Genomic DNA, 15,641 nt, shown 5'->3' on the forward strand with positions numbered 1-15,641 from the left:
GCTTTATTCCACTTTTAAGCTCATCAAGTATTTCGTCAATGCGTCAATTTGCTCTTCCGTCAAGTGGCCATATGTACCCGCCATTTTATTTCCAGGCTTCACGCTATTCGGGTCTCTCAGCCATTTTTTCAGATTTTCTTCGTTATGCTCCAAAATACCAGCGATTCGTTCGCGATCGCCAAAGTTCGCCAAGTTCGGCGCCGTGCGCGCTTGCACCGGACGCTTGTCCACAGGCGTCACCGCATGGCAACCAATACAGCTTTTATTGAAAATCGCCTCGCCTTCTTTGGCGACCGGATCGGTGACAACCGGTTTTTTCGCGTTTTGCATCTTTTTCACCCAAGCGTCAAATTCATCGCGCGGCAACGGCCGAACTTTAAAGTCCATCAGTGCATGGGACGGACCGCAAAGCTCCGCACATTTGCCGTAAAAGACGCCGCCGGCTTTGTCTGTCGCTTTCTGATCAAACACGAGCCAAAATTGGTTTTTGTTGTCCGTGTTCGTATCCATTTTGCCGCCGACCGCCGGAATCCAGAACGAGTGTTTGACATCGGACGCGATCAAGTTGAAATACACTTTTTCATTCGTCGGCACAACTAAATCTTGGCTTGTAATAATGCCGTAGTCCGGATATTCAAACTCCCACCAGTATTGGTTGGCGCGCACATTGACAACGACCGTGCCTTTTTTATCGCGGTCTTTGTCATTCATCGCCTTCACATCAGCCAGTTTAAACGTTGTCAATACCGTCGGCACCGCCAAAATGAGCAGGAGGATGATCGGAATGACAGTCCAAATAATTTCCAGCTTATGGCTCCCTTCCACTTGCTTCGGGATTTTATTCTCTTCCCCCTTGCGCCGCCGGAAGCGGATGACGACGTAAACGAAGATAATCGCTACGACGACAATGACGAGCACCATGATCGACGTGCTCAACAGCATGAGCGAATACTGCATGTCCGCTACTTCACCGGCGGGCTGGAGCGTCGATAAAAACGGCTTGCCGCAGCCGGTGAGCAACAGCGCCATCATCCCGAACAGGGAAAATAAGCGCCAGTTACGCAGCCCTTTGTTCATAGCCTAATCAAACCCCTCTTTCTTTGATGGATGGATGAATGTATATAAATTCTTTCACAAAGAAAGAATTTTACCTCAATTCACCAAAGCGTGGCGATGATCATCGCCACGAACAAAATCGTCAAATAGTTGAGCGAATAGACGAACATCCACTTCGCCCATTTGATGTCATCTTTCATTTTCAAGCCCCACAAACCGAGCAGCAGCCAGCCGACATTAAGCAACGTGGCAACCGTTAAAAACGGCACGCCGAGCGAGAACAAGTAAAACGGCAACGGCAACAAACACGCCACCCAAACGATGATTTGGCGCTTCGTCATGGCAAAACCGTGGACGACCGGCAGCATCGGAATGCCGGCAGCACGGTATTCTTCGCATCGCTTCATCGCCAATGCCAAAAAGTGCGGCGGCTGCCATAAAAACATGATTAAAAACAGGATGAGCGGAACAATATGGAAATCCGGGTCAACGGCCGTCCAGCCGATTACCGGCGGCACCGCGCCGGAAATGCTGCCGACAACGGTGTTGATCGTGTAATGGCGCTTCGTCCAAAGCGTGTATAAAAAGACGTATGTCACCATACCGATCAATCCAACGACCGCAGCCGCAACCGTTGTCATAAGCAGGCTCATCTCGCCGATCGCGACAAGACCAATCCCAAGCCAAAGCACCCGCCGCGGATCCACCGTCCCCGTGACAGTCGGGCGAGCTTTCGTTCGCTCCATATATTGATCAATGTCGCGGTCAATGTAGTTGTTGATGGCGCATGAACCCGCGATGACAAGCGCTGCTCCAAACAACGCAAAAAAGACGATGTGCAAGTTTTCCAAAAAATGCTCGCCAGCAAAATAAAACGCCAGCCACATCCCGGCGAACGTTGTAATCAAATTGGAATTGACGATTCCGATTTTCACAACAGACGACAACTCTCTCCAAACTGCCTTGACGCTCACATGCGAGCGATGACCGGCATCGGCCGCATCCTGTTGCACCGCTTTCAATTCGGCCATGTCTCCTGTTCCTCCTCGCTGCGCCGCCCCATCCATGCAGACAGCGCCATCATAATGCCTGAAATTCCTTCCAATGCGCAATAACAAAAACGGGCTGTTTCTCTTTATATTAAATCACATTTTTTTCTCATCATGTGAACTTTTTTTGAATAATTTGTGTCAAATTTTTGAATCCATACGCTCCAAATGGCTCATTCGCTTGTCCCATTAATATTTCTAGCAAACTTAATCGACTTATTCAATATGCAAACGTCATTTTGTGTTTCCGGCCGTCATCGTGTAAAATAGACTTGGCTTGGCAACACGGTTGGTTGCAATAAAATCCACCACTTTACTAATATGGACAAAATCACAATTTCTCAATACAAGAAGGTGAAGATTTTGCAACGTTCACTGAAATGGTTTGCCTCGGCGACCACATTGGCGATGCTGTTTGTCCTGATCGGCGGGGCGCTCGTGACAAAAACCGGCTCCGGCATGGGGTGCGGCCGATCATGGCCGCTGTGCAACGGCCAATGGGTGCCGGATGACATTACGCCCGAGCTCGTCATCGAACTGAGCCATCGACTCGTTTCCGGCCTTGCCGGCATCATGGTGCTCATCCTTTCCATTTGGGCGTGGCGAGCCATTGGCCATGTGCGAGAGACGAAGTTTTTGGCCGTCATATCGTTCGTCTTTCTTGTCTTGCAAGGGTTGATCGGCGCCGCCGCGGTCGTGTGGGGGCAGTCCGATTTCGTTTTAGCTCTGCATTTCGGCATTTCGCTCATTTCGTTTGCCGCTGTGCTGCTGTTGACGTTGCTCATTTTTGAAATCGACAAAAAGTTTTCCGCCGCTTCGCTTTCGCTTGACGGTAAAATGAAGTTTCATATTTATGGCATCCTCATCTACTCATACATCGTCGTGTACACCGGGGCGCTCGTGCGCCATACGAACGCCAGCCTCGCCTGTCCGAGCTGGCCGCTTTGCGCGAAAACGCGCCTCCTCCCCGTTCAGTTTCATGAATGGGTGCAGATGGGCCATCGATTGGCCGCTGCTGCCATCATCATTTGGATCGCCGCTGCCGCGATACATGCCGTCCGCCATTACCGCAGGCAGCCGGTCATCTACTACGGATGGCTCATCGCTCTTTTTCTCGTGCTCGCGCAAATGACAACCGGAGCACTTGTCGTATTTACACAGCTGAATTTGTACATCGCCTTGGCGCATGCGTTCTTTATCTCTTGTTTGTTCGGCGTGCTCAGCTACTTGTTTCTATTGGCGCTCCGCACCCGCCGTGAGCCGATCAAAACCACGGACCATTCAGCTCGCGAGGCAGCGCCGGCCGCGTTGAAATGACGGCCATCCACCCGCAAACGAAAAGGGATGCCCGCAAACGTTGGGCATCCCTTTTGGTGCGGTACAGACCGTTTTATTTGGACAGCTCAATCAGCAAATCGCCCGCTTGAATGGCGTCGCCGCTTTTGACGTAAATGTCTTTGACAATGCCGGCAAACGGCGCCTGCACCGTTGTTTCCATCTTCATCGCTTCCGTAACCATCAAATGGTCGCCTTTGTCGACTTTTTCTCCTTTCTCAACGAGCACTTTCACCACCGTGCCCGGCATCGTCGCCGCAATATGGTTCGGGTTTGTCCGGTCAGCCTTGATGCGCTCAGCGACAGCCGCTTTGATGCTTTCATCACGGATGATGACTTCGCGCGGCTGGCCGTTCAGCTCAAAGTAGACGACGCGCGTGCCGTCCGCCTGCGGCTGACCGATCGACACAAGCTTGACGATGAGCGTTTTTCCGCGCTCGATTTCCACTTCGATCTCCTCGCCAAGACGCATGCCATACAGGAACGTCGGTGTATCAAGCACCGAAATGTCACCGTATTTTTCAACCGTTTCGGCATATTCCAAAAACACTTTCGGATAAAGCGCATAGGCAATGGCGTCAAAGTCGGTCACTTCGCGGCCAAGTTTGTCGTACAGCTCCCGCTTGATTTGCTCGAAATCGACCGGCTCGAGCAGTTCGCCCGGACGGACGGTGATCGGCTCGCGCCCTTTCAAAATAATGCGCTGCAACTCTTTCGGGAACCCGCCATGCGGCTGGCCTAAATAGCCTTCAAAAAACTCAACGACCGAGTCCGGGAAATTGAGCGTCTCGCCGCGTTCAAAAATGTCTTGCTCCGTCAAGTTGTTTTGCACCATGTAAAGCGCCATGTCGCCGACGACTTTCGACGACGGCGTCACTTTGACGATATCGCCGAACAAGTCGTTGACGCGGCGGTACATTTCCTTCACTTCGTCCCACCGATCGCCGAGCCCGACCGCTTTTGCCTGCTGCTGCAAGTTGCTGTACTGGCCGCCTGGCATCTCATGCATGTATACTTCTGTATGCGGCGCGTTCATGCCGCTTTCAAACTCCTGATAAAATTTGCGCACGTCTTCCCAATAGCGCGCCAGCTGCTCCAAACCGTAAATATCGACTTCCGGCGCCCGCTCTGTTCCTTCCAAGGCATAGTAAAGCGTATTGGCGCTTGGCTGCGACGTCAAGCCAGCCATCGAGCTGACGGCAACATCGACGATATCGACGCCGGCTTCAATCGCTTTGGCGTACGTGTAAATGCCGTTGCCGCTCGTATCGTGCGTATGCAAATGGATCGGGATGCTGACCGTCTCCTTGAGCGCCGAGATGAGCACGTACGCCGCCTGCGGCTTCAACAGGCCGGCCATATCCTTAATGCCTAAAATGTGCGCTCCCGCCTGTTCAAGCTCTTTGGCGAGCGCCTTGTAATAGTCCAAATTGTACTTTGGGCGGTTCGGGTCCAAAATATCGCCCGTATAGCAAATGGCCGCCTCGGCGATTTTCCCGCTCTGGCGGACGGCGTCGATCGCCACCGTCATCCCTTTCACCCAGTTGAGGCTGTCGAAAATGCGGAAGACATCAATGCCGGCTTGCGCCGATTTGTCGACGAACTCGCGGATAACGTTGTCCGGATAGTTTTTATATCCCACGGCGTTGGCAGAACGGAGCAGCATCTGGAACAATACGTTCGGGATGCGCTCGCGCAGCTTCAAGAGGCGGTCCCACGGATCCTCCTTTAAAAAGCGATACGCCACATCAAACGTCGCCCCGCCCCACATTTCAAGCGAGAACAAATTCGGAAGCAGTCGCGCCGTCGGCTCAGCAATGCGCAACAGATCGATCGTGCGCACCCTTGTTGCCAACAGCGACTGATGGGCGTCGCGGAACGTCGTATCGGTCAAAAGCACGCGCGGCTGTTCCTGCATCCAGCGGACAAGCCCTTCCGGTCCGCGTTCATCCAAAATTTGCTTCGTTCCCGCTGGGATCGGTTCCGTTTGGCTCACCTTCGGCACACGCGGTTTGTCAAACACCGGCTTTTTCTTTTTGCCGATGCCAGGGAAGCCGTTGACCGTCACGGTGCCGATGTACGTCAGCATTTTCGTCCCACGGTCTTTCCGGCGCGGGAATACAAACAATTCCGGCGTCGTATCGATGAATGACGTATCGTATTCCCCCGACAAAAATTTTGGGTGCTGAACGACGTTTTCCAAGAATGGAATGTTCGTTTTAATGCCGCGAATGCGGAACTCGCGCAAGTTGCGCAACATTTTTCTTGCCGCCTGCTCAAACGTCAACGCCCATGTCGACACTTTCACGAGCAGCGAATCGTAATATGGCGTAATGACCGCCCCTTGGAAGCCATTGCCGGCGTCCAAGCGCACGCCGAAGCCGCCGCCGGAACGGTACGCCATAATTTTTCCCGTATCCGGCATAAAGTTGTTGAGCGGGTCTTCCGTCGTCACCCGCGACTGAATGGCGTAGCCGTTGATGCGGATGTCTTCCTGCTTCGGAATGCCGACTTCCGGGCTGTGGAGCGAAAAGCCGTCGGCGATTAAAATTTGCGACTGGACGATGTCAATGCCGGTGATCATTTCGGTGATCGTATGCTCGACTTGGATGCGCGGATTCACCTCGATGAAATAAAAATCATCCCCGGAGACAAGAAACTCAACCGTGCCAGCGTTGACGTAACCGACGCTTCTCATGAGCCGGACCGCCGCTTCGCAAATGCGCTCGCGCAGCTCGTCCGACAACGAGACGCTTGGCGCGACTTCCACGACTTTTTGGTGACGGCGCTGCACCGAGCAGTCGCGTTCATAAAGGTGAACGATGTTTCCTTCGTGGTCGCCCAAAATTTGCACTTCGATATGCTTCGGCTTTTCGATCAGCTTTTCGACATAGACGTCGTCGCTGCCAAACGCCGCTTTCGCTTCCGACTTAGCGCGCTCGAATGCTTCCTTCACTTCCGATTTCGAGCGGACGATGCGCATGCCCCGGCCGCCGCCGCCCAACGCTGCCTTGATGATGATCGGGTATCCGTGCGTCTCAGCAAAGCGGACGACGTCTTCAAGGCCGCCCACCGGTCCATCGCTGCCCGGGATCACCGGAATGCCCGCCTTCATGGCCGCATGGCGCGCTTTCACTTTATCGCCGAACATATCCAAATGATCTTCGTTCGGGCCGATGAAAATAATCCCCTCTTCGCGGCACCGTTTAGCAAATTGAATGTTTTCCGACAAAAACCCATATCCCGGATGGATGGCATCGACATCGTGGGCTTTGGCGATCTCAATGATGCCTTCAATGTCCAAGTAGGCTTCGATCGGCTTTTTCCCTTCTCCGACTAAATACGCCTCATCTGCTTTGTAGCGGTGGTACGATCCGGCGTCTTCCTTCGAATAAATCGCCACCGTGCGGATATCAAGCTCCGTGCAGGCGCGGAAAACGCGAATGGCGATCTCTCCGCGGTTGGCTACCAGCACTTTGCGAATTCGTCTTGTCCTCATTCTGTCCCTCCTCCTTTATTTAATAAAAGTATAAAAGTTTTGCCGATTTGTAAATACACTTTCTAAAAAGTCAGACCTCTTTTCTGTTTGCTGACCATCGTTTTTTCAGCTTTTTTATACCGTTGTTCATACTTTGCGAACATCGAAATGTTCACAAGCAGACCGAGCGAAGCCATGGTTAAGACAAGCGACGTTCCCCCATAGCTGACGAGCGGCAGCGGCACCCCTGTAATCGGAATAAGGCCAACGACTCCACCAACGTTAATGAACGTTTGGAAGCCGATCATGACGGAGATGCCGATCGCAAGCAGGCTCCCAAACGCATCGTGGGAGCGGCGGGCGATCCAAAGCCCGCGCAGCACGATAAACGCCAATAATCCAAGCGTAAATGCTACACCAAATAAGCCGAGCTCTTCGGCGATGACCGCCATAATAAAATCGGTGTGCGACTCTGGCAGGTAGCCGTATTTTTGAATGCCTTTGCCAAGCCCCACTCCTTTCAGCCCGCCAAGCCCGATCGCCAAATACGAATTAACAAGCTGGTAGCCATCGCCGTTTGCGTATTGAAATGGATCCAAAAAGCTGTAAAGACGCGACATCCGTTCAGGAGAAAAAATTTTTTTGCCGGCAACCGGGAGCCAAAACGGTGACAGCACCGTCCCCATCAGTGCAAAAAAAAGCAGCTGCTTTAGAAGCAACACGAGGCGCAAACCAGACGAAACAATGATGCACATCGCGATGACCAACACGATGGCCGCCGTTCCGAAGTCAGGCTGTATGGCAATCAGGAAACAAATCACTAATGTATAATAAATGGGGAACAAATTGCTTTTCGCCGGCTCGGCCAGCCGCTTCCGCTTGTTGGCAAACGCTGCGGCCAAGTATAAAATCAGGCCGAGCTTCGCGAGCTCCGCCGGTTGGATCGAAAGCGCCCCGACACGAAACCAGCTTGTTGCGTTGTTGGCCGTATGGCCGAGAAAAGCGACGGCGATAAGCATCAATGGAGAAGCAAAAAAGACGAGTTTCACCCATCGCTCCGCCCTCCACACTTTATACGGAATCGCCATCATGATGACGAACGCGATGAATCCGGCAATCAACCACAATTTTTGCCGCTCGTAAAAATAGTCGCTTGGCACTTCAAAGCGGATGACAGCGGTGACCATGCTCGAGCTGTACACCATAATCAATCCGAACAACGACAGCATGATGACCGCGGCGATCAACGGATAATCATAGCACTTCAATACTTTTTTCCATAATTGTCGTTCCATCGTTCCTCTTCCCTGTGAACATGTATGTACTTAAAATCATTCGCAGCGGCGCACTGTTTTCCTGCCGAAAAACAGAAAAACTCAAACGATGGTGTGCCAATCGTTTGAGTTGCCTTATATTCTTATCGTACGCGCTTTTTGGCCACGGCCTCGTGCAACGCGGAAAGTTCGCGCTCAAGCCGGTCAAGGAGCGCCTTTCCGTCTTTCGCCTCCACAAGCCCGAGGCGCACCGCAAAATCAATTTCCCGTGACAACCCGAACATTTGCGTGTCAAGCACTTCTTCATACACCGGACATTGCGGCATCGTCAAATGGTCCATTTGCACGCGGATGAGTTGGATGATTTTCTCTGCATCCGCTTGTAAAAGCGCGTACGCCTTCTCCCGATAGCTCATCGATTCGTCCGTCACATCGATCCCTCCGTTCTCTCCCCTATCCTTCTTTACATCTTAACGTGAAACAAGCCATTTTGCAAGTTGAAACCGTTGACAGCAACCCGACCTGGAACATGACAAGCTCTTTCGTTATTATTATACTAAAAACGGTGGGAACATGCAGAGGAGAGGTGTTTCATGAACGATATTATTGTGCTGACAGGAAAGGTGAAGTTTACGATCACACTTGACCCCGGCGTCTGGATTTTCGACGACCGGAAAGTGGACATGGATGCGTATTTTTCGGAGCCGGCTCCACAGCCGACGGAAGCGGAGCAAGAAGACGAGGAAATCAAAAAGCTGTCGGCATTTTGGGACCGGGAAATTCAAGAGGGCGCGGTTTTTCCGCCGACGTTGAAAACGGAGCGGCGCTTTTTGAAGGAGAAAATCATCACCGGCTCGTTCGGTATGCCGTTCGCCCCATTTTTGCGAAACGCTGAGCCGTATGAAAACGCGTCTGAACTTGTCATTGAGACGGAACATGGAGAAACAGTGATCCCTCTGGAAAAGGCGTACGACCTGATTTTCGCTTTTTCCAAAAACGGAAAACCGTTGCGCGACGACGGTCCGGTGCACATTTATTTTGGCGACGGCTCCAACGGCGAGGCGCCGATTACTCATGTGCGTCGGCTCGTCGTCCGATGACCGGGCGCCCCTTGTGGGGGCGGCCCGGTGTTTGAGCTTTTTACGTCTTCAACCGCCTCAAGCGCTTTGAATCCAGATGTTTTCCACAGCGCCCCAGGCGGCGGGCGCCTTTCGAAACGTTCGCGGCGGCGGGCCGCGCGCCTGGCACCCGTTCTTTAACGGCGGATGCTCTGAGGAACGCCTAGCTACAGCAAATCAGCGGCAAGCTGTGCGAGCGCCGAACGCTCCCCTTTGACGAGCCGGATATGACCGGCGATTTTTTGGTCTTTAAACTTTTCGACGACGTACGTCAACCCGTTGTTATATTCATCCAAATACGGATGGTCGATCTGTTCCGGATCGCCCATTAAAATGATTTTGCTTTTCTCCCCGACGCGCGTCAAAATCGTCTTCACTTCATGCTTCGTTAAATTTTGCGCCTCATCAATGATGATAAACTGCTCCGGCAGGCTCCGGCCGCGGATGTACGTGAGCGCCTCCACTTCAATCGAGCTCATGCCAGCTAAAATCGCATCGAGCTCCCCCGGTTTTTTCGTGTTGAACAAGTATTCCAAGTTGTCAAAAATCGGCTGCATCCACGGGCGCAGCTTTTCTTCCTTTTCCCCCGGCAGAAAGCCGAGATCTTTCCCCATCGGCACAATCGGCCGAGCGACGAGCAATTTTTTGTATGTGCGCAAATCTTCCGTTTGCATCAACCCGGCGGCAAGGGCAAGCAACGTCTTGCCCGTTCCGGCTTTGCCGATCAGCGTCACAAGCGGAATGTCGTCGCGCATGAGAAGCTCAAACGCCATCGTTTGCTGCACGTTGCGCGGGCGAATGCCCCATATATGTTCGTGATGGAAGATGAGCTTTTTCACTTTTTTGCCGTTTTGGTCGACAATGCCAATCGCTGACGCCGAGCTGCCAAACGCGTCTTTCATAATGATGAACTGGTTCGGATAAAACGGGTGGTCGGCAATATCGGCGAGCACGAGCTCCCCTTTGTCGTAAAATCGCTGCAGGTGTTCCTTTCCTATGTACAGCTCCAAAAATCCGCTGTAAATATGGTCGACATCAACGACGCGATCGCTTAAAAAGTCTTCTGCCTGCAGCCCGATCGCATCCGCTTTGACGCGCACGAGCGCATCTTTGCTCACCAAAATGACGGAGCGTCCATCTTCCTTCGCCTGCTCTTCAATCGATAAATTTTTCGCCACCGCCAAAATGCGATTGTCGTTCGTCTTTTCGACAAAAATTTCTTGCAGTTGATGAAACGAACGATGGTTCAACTCAATGCGCAACGCCCCTCCGTTTTCAAGCGGAATTTTTTCATGCAGCTTGCCGTTTTCGCGCAGGCGGTCGATGAGCTTTGACACTTGGCGGGCATTCCTACCAATTTCATCCATATACCGCTTTTTCGAATCCACTTCCTCAAGCACGACCGCTGGAATGACGACCTCATTATCCTCAAACGCGAAAATCGAATACGGATCTTGCAACAGCACGTTCGTATCAAGCACGTAAATTTTTTTTCCCAAATTCCGCTTCCCCCCATGTGAGAGTTTTTCACGTTTTGTCGGTCGGATGGGAATGACTGTAATACAGCATATGAAAACATGTATAAAGATAGAAGGACATTTGCAAACTAAAGAAAAAAAGTCGAGGTGGCCCATTATGAAGAGAAACTGCTGGCTTGCCGTTTTCTTCCTTCCCCTTTTGATTTTCAGCGGCTGCACGTTTGGAAACGGTCATGAAGCGAACGAGCCCAATCGTTCACTCGTGCGCGTCAAAAATACGGTCGATGAACGCGTCGAGAACAAATCCGGGCAAGAGATCGCCCGCCGGCTTGCAGAAATCGCCGACCGTGTTCCAAACGTTCACAATGCCGCCGCGATCGTCGTCGGCAAATACGCCATCGTCGGCATTGACGTCGGCGCCAATATGGACGCCTCGCGTGTCGGCACCATCAAATATTCCGTCGCCGAAGCATTGCAAAAAGATCCGTACGGAGCAAACGCGATTATTGTTGCTGACCCAGATCTTTACACCCGCGTGCGCAACATCGGCCGGCAAATCGATGAAGGGCGGCCGGTGCAAGCGTTCATGAACGAAATCGCCGACATTGTCGGACGAGTGATGCCGGAAGTGCCAAGCGATTTGTTTGAAACGACGCCGAAGCCGACCGAAGAAAACAACGGACAGCTGAACGAACAGGAGGAGCGGCAGCTGAACAAACAGCAAAACAAGCAATCGAATGAACATTTAAATCGATAAACGGTTTCTGTGTAGGTTATAATGGAACAGAAAGCACGGCTCATTTCCGAGGGCAACAGGAGTAAAATGCATTTGAATCAACAAACGATGGCAGGAAATGTGGTATAATGGGAACGAAAGAACACCCTACCATTTCGCGTTTGGATGTATTGAGGTGAACAATGAGAGTCAAATGCGTGCTTTGCGACCAAATCGATACGATCGACGATGAATCGCCGCTCGCCAAGCGGCTGCGCAACCGCCCGATTCACACGTACATGTGCCGCGAATGCCACGACCGCATCACTGAAAAAACGAAACAGCGGCTGGCAACAGGAAAGTTCCGCTTCTATCGCGGCCGCCGCGCTGACGATGATTGGTGACCGCGCAAAAAAAAAACGGTGCGGAAGAGCGATCGCTTTTCCGCGCCTTTTTGGTTGTCATCATCCATACTTTTCCGGTTCGGCTTCGATCTGCCGCCACATCGCCTCAGCCAGCTCAAGTGGGAAACACGCCGCCTTTGTTTCCCCGCCGCACACATACTCGACGATGTATTGCCCATTCGTTTCATCTTTGACAGCGTCTACGGCTGACACACCAAAGTCGTTTTCCAACATGGCGCGGAAAAACGCGGCCGTATCGCGCGCCGCCGTATCGTGCGGACGAGCTTTGGCGACGATGTGAATCGTCAGCCAGTTATAAAGGGCATGCTGCACGGATTTCATGACTTTTTTCCCTCTTTCGCCTGCTTCAGGCGCACTTTATAAATGATTAATACGAGGGCGGCGACGGCCAATCCTTCTGCCACCGGCAAAAAGACGGCAAAAAAGGTCAAAACCGTGCAACCAAGCGCCAGCAAGACGTAAATGATGACGTTTTTCAACAGCGGCAGGCGGCGGGCAAAACCGAGCCGATACACAAGCGCGGCAAGCAACAACACTGTCACATACAATAGCCACATACCGCGCTCGGGATTATCGTGCACCTTATAAAGCGAGGCGAAAAACGTGAGCCGTTCGAGCACATTCACACCATTCCCCTCCCGTTCATCCTAATAGCGCCCCTCTCCAAGGCGTTTTCGATTGTTCGCAAACTAAAGACGCGCGCATGGCGCTTCCGGCTATTTCGCCTGCTCAACCGCTTTCTTTTTCTTCTCCGTCTTTTCACGCTCGCTTTTATTCAAGATTTTTTTGCGCAACCGGATCGAGGCTGGCGTCACTTCACAATATTCATCGTCATTCAAATACTCGAGCGCTTCTTCAAGTGTCAACAGGCGCGGCTTTTTCATCGTCACCGTCTGTTCTTTCGTCGACGAGCGCATGTTGGTGACATGCTTTTCGCGGCAAATGTTGACGACTAGATCGTTTTCGCGGTTATGCTCGCCGACGATCATCCCTTCGTACACTTCAGTGCCCGGCTCAACAAAAATGGTGCCGCGATCCTCAAGTTGCATGATGCTGTAAGCTGTCGCCTTGCCGGTTTCCATCGAAACGAGCACCCCTTGGCGGCGGCCGCCGATCGCGCCAGGCTGCACGGGGGCATAATGGTCAAACGAATGGTTTAAAATGCCGTACCCGCGCGTCAGCGACATAAATTCGCTTCGATAGCCGATCAAGCCGCGCGACGGCACGAGAAAGACGAGGCGCACTTGCCCGTTGTCGCCGTGCACCATATCGACAAGCTCGCCCTTGCGGCTGCCGAGCGACTCCATGATCGCTCCCGTATATTCCTCCGGAATGTCAATGACGACCCGCTCGATCGGCTCGCATGTGACACCGTCAATCTCTTTTAGAATGACTTCCGGCTTCGATACTTGCAGTTCGTATCCTTCGCGGCGCATGCTTTCAATCAAGATCGCCAAATGAAGCTCCCCGCGGCCTGAGACAATCCACGCATCCGGCGACTCGGTCGGCTCAACGCGCAGACTGACATCCGTCTCCAGCTGGGTGCGAAGCCGCTCCTCCAGCTTTCTCGCCGTCACGTATTTGCCTTCGCGCCCCGCAAACGGGCTGTTGTTGACGAGAAACGTCATTTTCAACGTCGGCTCATCGACGCGAAGCGGCGGCAACGGCTCTTGACGATCGGGCGGACAAACCGTTTCACCGACATTGATGTCCTCCATCCCAGCGACCGCGACGATGTCGCCAGCGTGCGCTTCTTCAATCTCAATCCGCTTCAACCCAATAAAACCAAACAGCTTCGTGACACGAAATATCTTGACGGCGCCGTCGCGCTTTAAGAGAGCGACTTGCTGGCCTGTTTTCATCGTGCCGCGGAAAATGCGGCCGATGCCGATGCGTCCGACATATTCATTATAGTCAAGCAGCGCCACTTGAAACTGCAACGGTTCGTTGCGGTTGTCCGCAGGGGCCGGAATATGCTCGATGATCGTCTCAAACAAGGGGGCCATGTCACCGTCCTGGCGATCCGGATCGAGGCTTGCCGTCCCGCGCAGCGCCGATGTGTATACGACTGGAAACTCGAGCTGCTCCTCAGAAGCACCAAGTTCGATAAACAGGTCGAGCACCTCATCAACGACTTCCACCGGCCGAGCAAATTCGCGGTCGATTTTGTTGACGACGACGATCGGCACGAGCTGCTGCTCAAGCGCCTTTTTCAGCACAAACCGCGTCTGCGGCATGCAGCCTTCATACGCATCGACGACAAGCAAGACGCCGTCGACAAGGCGCATGATCCGCTCGACTTCCCCGCCGAAATCGGCATGCCCCGGCGTATCCAAAATGTTGATGCGCGTTCCTTTATACAAGACAGCCGTATTTTTCGCCAAAATCGTAATGCCGCGCTCCCGCTCCAAATCGTTGCGATCGAGCGCCCGCTCCGCGACTTGTTCGTTTTCGCGGAACGTCCCCGACTGCCGAAGCAGCTGGTCAACGAGCGTCGTTTTCCCATGGTCGACGTGAGCGATGATCGCGATATTGCGAAGATCGGTTCGTTTGTTCGTCAATGTCGGTCACTCCTGTTCGGCAAACTGCTTGTCTATTATATCACAACCGATAGAAAATCGACATGTTTTCCGGTACACTAGAAAAAGACGCCCACTTTGCCAGAAAGGAGTCAACGAGATGAAACGGATCGAGCCTGTACCGCTGTTGCTCGCCATTCTTGCCGTTGCGGCCATCATGGCGATCGGCGTCTTCATCGCCGAGCAAAGTTTGATCGGCATCGCCGCTTCCACGCTCATCTTTATCGCCGCCATGGGCGCTGGATTCGCCCATAAAAAACGGACGCGCTGAAAAACGGGACAAGCTCGATGCTTGTCCCGTTTTCGCGATTTCGCACCTCATCAATTGTGAAGATAGCGCCGCAAAATTTCTTCGTGCACCCCAGGTTTCGCAGCAAGCACCGAATTGCGGCCAAGCAGATCGAGCGGCTTCCCGTCAAGGGTCGTCACTATTCCACCCGCTTCTTCAATCAAAATCATTCCGCCGGCGAAATCCCACGGCGACAAGCGCGGTGAAATGTAGGCGTCTAAACGGCCAGCGGCAACATACGCAAGCTCAAGCGCCGCTGAACCATACGAGCGCGTGCCGCGCGCCTCTTTCGCCAGCCGCACGAGCGGGCGATGGTCGAGGCGCTTGTTTTCCATGAGCCATGTCCCGTTGATGCCGATGATTGACTCCGCCACTGGTGCGGGCTGCAGGCGGCCGAGCGGCTCCCCGTTTAAAAACACCCCCCGCCCTTTTTGCGCCGCATACAGTTCGTCAAACACGACGTCATACACGTAGCCGAGCTGCCCGATGCCATCTTCAAAAATGCCGATCGATACAGCAAAATGGCGCCGCTGATGAACGAAATTCATCGTGCCGTCGATCGGGTCAATCACCCAAACAACGCCGTCCAAGACATCGATCCGGTCGCCAAATCCTTCTTCCCCTAACAGGCGGTGGCTAGGGAACTGGCGGCGGATGTGCTCGGCGAAAAACTGCTCAATGGTGCGGTCAACGTTCGTCACTAAGTCGTTCGGGTTCTCTTTCGCTTCCACCGTCAGCTGTTCTGCAAACGAGGCACGGATTCGCTTTCCGGCTTCGTCGATCCATTGCCGAGCGTATCGGTCGATCTCTTCCCATTTTTCTGCCATGTTGATTCCTCCTGCATT

General features: G+C 52.9%; 15 protein-coding genes. 5 read left to right on the forward strand and 10 right to left on the reverse strand.

What is annotated here, in order from left to right; genetic code table 11:
* Positions 1–3: 3 nt before the first annotated feature.
* Positions 4–1,077, reverse strand: a complete 1,074-nt coding sequence (gene coxB / locus BJQ97_RS12005; RefSeq protein ID WP_160156753.1) for a cytochrome c oxidase subunit II — start codon at positions 1,075–1,077, stop codon at positions 4–6.
* Between the two features lie 80 nt (positions 1,078–1,157).
* Complete coding sequence (cyoE, locus tag BJQ97_RS12010; RefSeq protein WP_160156754.1) at positions 1,158–2,087, reverse strand: heme o synthase; 930 nt, start codon at positions 2,085–2,087, stop codon at positions 1,158–1,160.
* A 381-nt stretch (positions 2,088–2,468) separates the two neighbouring features.
* Between cyoE and BJQ97_RS12015 the strand changes: the two genes are divergently transcribed.
* Positions 2,469–3,422 carry a COX15/CtaA family protein gene (locus BJQ97_RS12015; protein ID WP_160156755.1) on the forward strand — a complete coding sequence of 318 codons (954 nt, stop codon included), beginning with the start codon at positions 2,469–2,471 and terminating at the stop codon, positions 3,420–3,422.
* A 73-nt stretch (positions 3,423–3,495) separates the two neighbouring features.
* On the opposite strand, the gene pyc is transcribed toward BJQ97_RS12015, so the two are convergent.
* The 3 genes from pyc to BJQ97_RS12030 all read right to left on the reverse strand — a co-directional run bounded on the left by pyc (position 3,496) and on the right by BJQ97_RS12030 (position 8,623).
* A complete protein-coding gene (pyc, locus tag BJQ97_RS12020) occupies positions 3,496–6,939 on the reverse strand; it encodes a pyruvate carboxylase (RefSeq protein WP_160156756.1) in 3,444 nt (1,147 codons plus the stop codon).
* A 62-nt stretch (positions 6,940–7,001) separates the two neighbouring features.
* Entirely contained in the window at positions 7,002–8,213 is a 1,212-nt protein-coding gene (ftsW, locus tag BJQ97_RS12025) for a putative lipid II flippase FtsW (protein ID WP_160156757.1), read from the reverse strand.
* Between the two features lie 122 nt (positions 8,214–8,335).
* On the reverse strand, positions 8,336–8,623 hold the full coding sequence (locus tag BJQ97_RS12030; protein WP_013145884.1) for an Fpa/YlaN family protein: 288 nt from the start codon (positions 8,621–8,623) through the stop codon (positions 8,336–8,338).
* A 162-nt stretch (positions 8,624–8,785) separates the two neighbouring features.
* On the opposite strand from BJQ97_RS12030, the gene BJQ97_RS12035 reads away from it, so the two are divergent.
* Positions 8,786–9,292: a molybdopterin-binding protein gene (locus BJQ97_RS12035; RefSeq protein ID WP_160156758.1), complete on the forward strand. Its 507-nt coding sequence runs from the start codon at positions 8,786–8,788 to the stop codon at positions 9,290–9,292.
* 185 nt (positions 9,293–9,477) lie between these two features.
* On the opposite strand, the gene BJQ97_RS12040 is transcribed toward BJQ97_RS12035, so the two are convergent.
* Complete coding sequence (locus BJQ97_RS12040; RefSeq protein WP_160156759.1) at positions 9,478–10,809, reverse strand: PhoH family protein; 1,332 nt, start codon at positions 10,807–10,809, stop codon at positions 9,478–9,480.
* 136 nt (positions 10,810–10,945) lie between these two features.
* Here BJQ97_RS12040 and BJQ97_RS12045 point away from each other — a divergent pair, with 136 nt between their 5' ends.
* The gene (locus BJQ97_RS12045) at positions 10,946–11,545 is read left to right on the forward strand and encodes a YhcN/YlaJ family sporulation lipoprotein (protein WP_160156760.1); all 600 of its coding nucleotides are present in this window, start codon (positions 10,946–10,948) and stop codon (positions 11,543–11,545) included.
* Positions 11,546–11,706: 161 nt separating this feature from the next.
* Positions 11,707–11,907 (forward strand): YlaI family protein, encoded by a 201-nt coding sequence (locus BJQ97_RS12050; RefSeq protein ID WP_013145887.1) that lies wholly within the window; start codon positions 11,707–11,709, stop codon positions 11,905–11,907.
* Between the two features lie 60 nt (positions 11,908–11,967).
* Here the strand turns inward: BJQ97_RS12050 and BJQ97_RS12055 are convergent, their stop codons facing one another.
* From BJQ97_RS12055 to typA, 3 genes are all read right to left on the reverse strand, one after another.
* Positions 11,968–12,249 (reverse strand): hypothetical protein, encoded by a 282-nt coding sequence (locus BJQ97_RS12055; protein WP_160156761.1) that lies wholly within the window; start codon positions 12,247–12,249, stop codon positions 11,968–11,970.
* On the reverse strand, positions 12,246–12,554 hold the full coding sequence (locus tag BJQ97_RS12060) for a YlaH-like family protein (protein WP_160156762.1): 309 nt from the start codon (positions 12,552–12,554) through the stop codon (positions 12,246–12,248). The genes BJQ97_RS12055 and BJQ97_RS12060 overlap by 4 nt, the downstream gene beginning before the upstream one ends.
* Before the next feature lie 90 nt (positions 12,555–12,644).
* Positions 12,645–14,489 carry a translational GTPase TypA gene (gene typA, locus BJQ97_RS12065; protein WP_160156763.1) on the reverse strand — a complete coding sequence of 615 codons (1,845 nt, stop codon included), beginning with the start codon at positions 14,487–14,489 and terminating at the stop codon, positions 12,645–12,647.
* 118 nt (positions 14,490–14,607) lie between these two features.
* On the opposite strand from typA, the gene BJQ97_RS12070 reads away from it, so the two are divergent.
* A complete protein-coding gene (locus BJQ97_RS12070; RefSeq protein ID WP_011230569.1) occupies positions 14,608–14,778 on the forward strand; it encodes a DUF5325 family protein in 171 nt (56 codons plus the stop codon).
* 50 nt (positions 14,779–14,828) lie between these two features.
* Here the strand turns inward: BJQ97_RS12070 and BJQ97_RS12075 are convergent, their stop codons facing one another.
* On the reverse strand, positions 14,829–15,623 hold the full coding sequence (locus tag BJQ97_RS12075) for an inositol monophosphatase family protein (protein ID WP_160156764.1): 795 nt from the start codon (positions 15,621–15,623) through the stop codon (positions 14,829–14,831).
* Positions 15,624–15,641 lie beyond the last annotated feature (18 nt).

The organism is Geobacillus sp. TFV-3, from assembly GCF_009901865.1.
GTDB lineage: Bacteria > Bacillota > Bacilli > Bacillales > Anoxybacillaceae > Geobacillus > Geobacillus thermoleovorans_A.

Bases quoted from the DNA above. Each gene is read 5' to 3' on its own strand.
- coxB (WP_160156753.1), bottom strand. From the start codon at position 1,077: ATGAACAAAGGGCTGCGTAACTGGCGCTTATTTTCCCTGTTCGGGATG.
- cyoE (WP_160156754.1), bottom strand. From the start codon at position 2,087: ATGGCCGAATTGAAAGCGGTGCAACAGGATGCGGCCGATGCCGGTCAT.
- pyc (WP_160156756.1), bottom strand. From the start codon at position 6,939: ATGAGGACAAGACGAATTCGCAAAGTGCTGGTAGCCAACCGCGGAGAG.
- ftsW (WP_160156757.1), bottom strand. From the start codon at position 8,213: ATGGAACGACAATTATGGAAAAAAGTATTGAAGTGCTATGATTATCCG.
- BJQ97_RS12035 (WP_160156758.1), top strand. From the start codon at position 8,786: ATGAACGATATTATTGTGCTGACAGGAAAGGTGAAGTTTACGATCACA.
- BJQ97_RS12045 (WP_160156760.1), top strand. From the start codon at position 10,946: ATGAAGAGAAACTGCTGGCTTGCCGTTTTCTTCCTTCCCCTTTTGATT.
- BJQ97_RS12050 (WP_013145887.1), top strand. From the start codon at position 11,707: ATGAGAGTCAAATGCGTGCTTTGCGACCAAATCGATACGATCGACGAT.
- BJQ97_RS12055 (WP_160156761.1), bottom strand. From the start codon at position 12,249: ATGAAATCCGTGCAGCATGCCCTTTATAACTGGCTGACGATTCACATC.
- BJQ97_RS12070 (WP_011230569.1), top strand. From the start codon at position 14,608: ATGAAACGGATCGAGCCTGTACCGCTGTTGCTCGCCATTCTTGCCGTT.
- BJQ97_RS12075 (WP_160156764.1), bottom strand. From the start codon at position 15,623: ATGGCAGAAAAATGGGAAGAGATCGACCGATACGCTCGGCAATGGATC.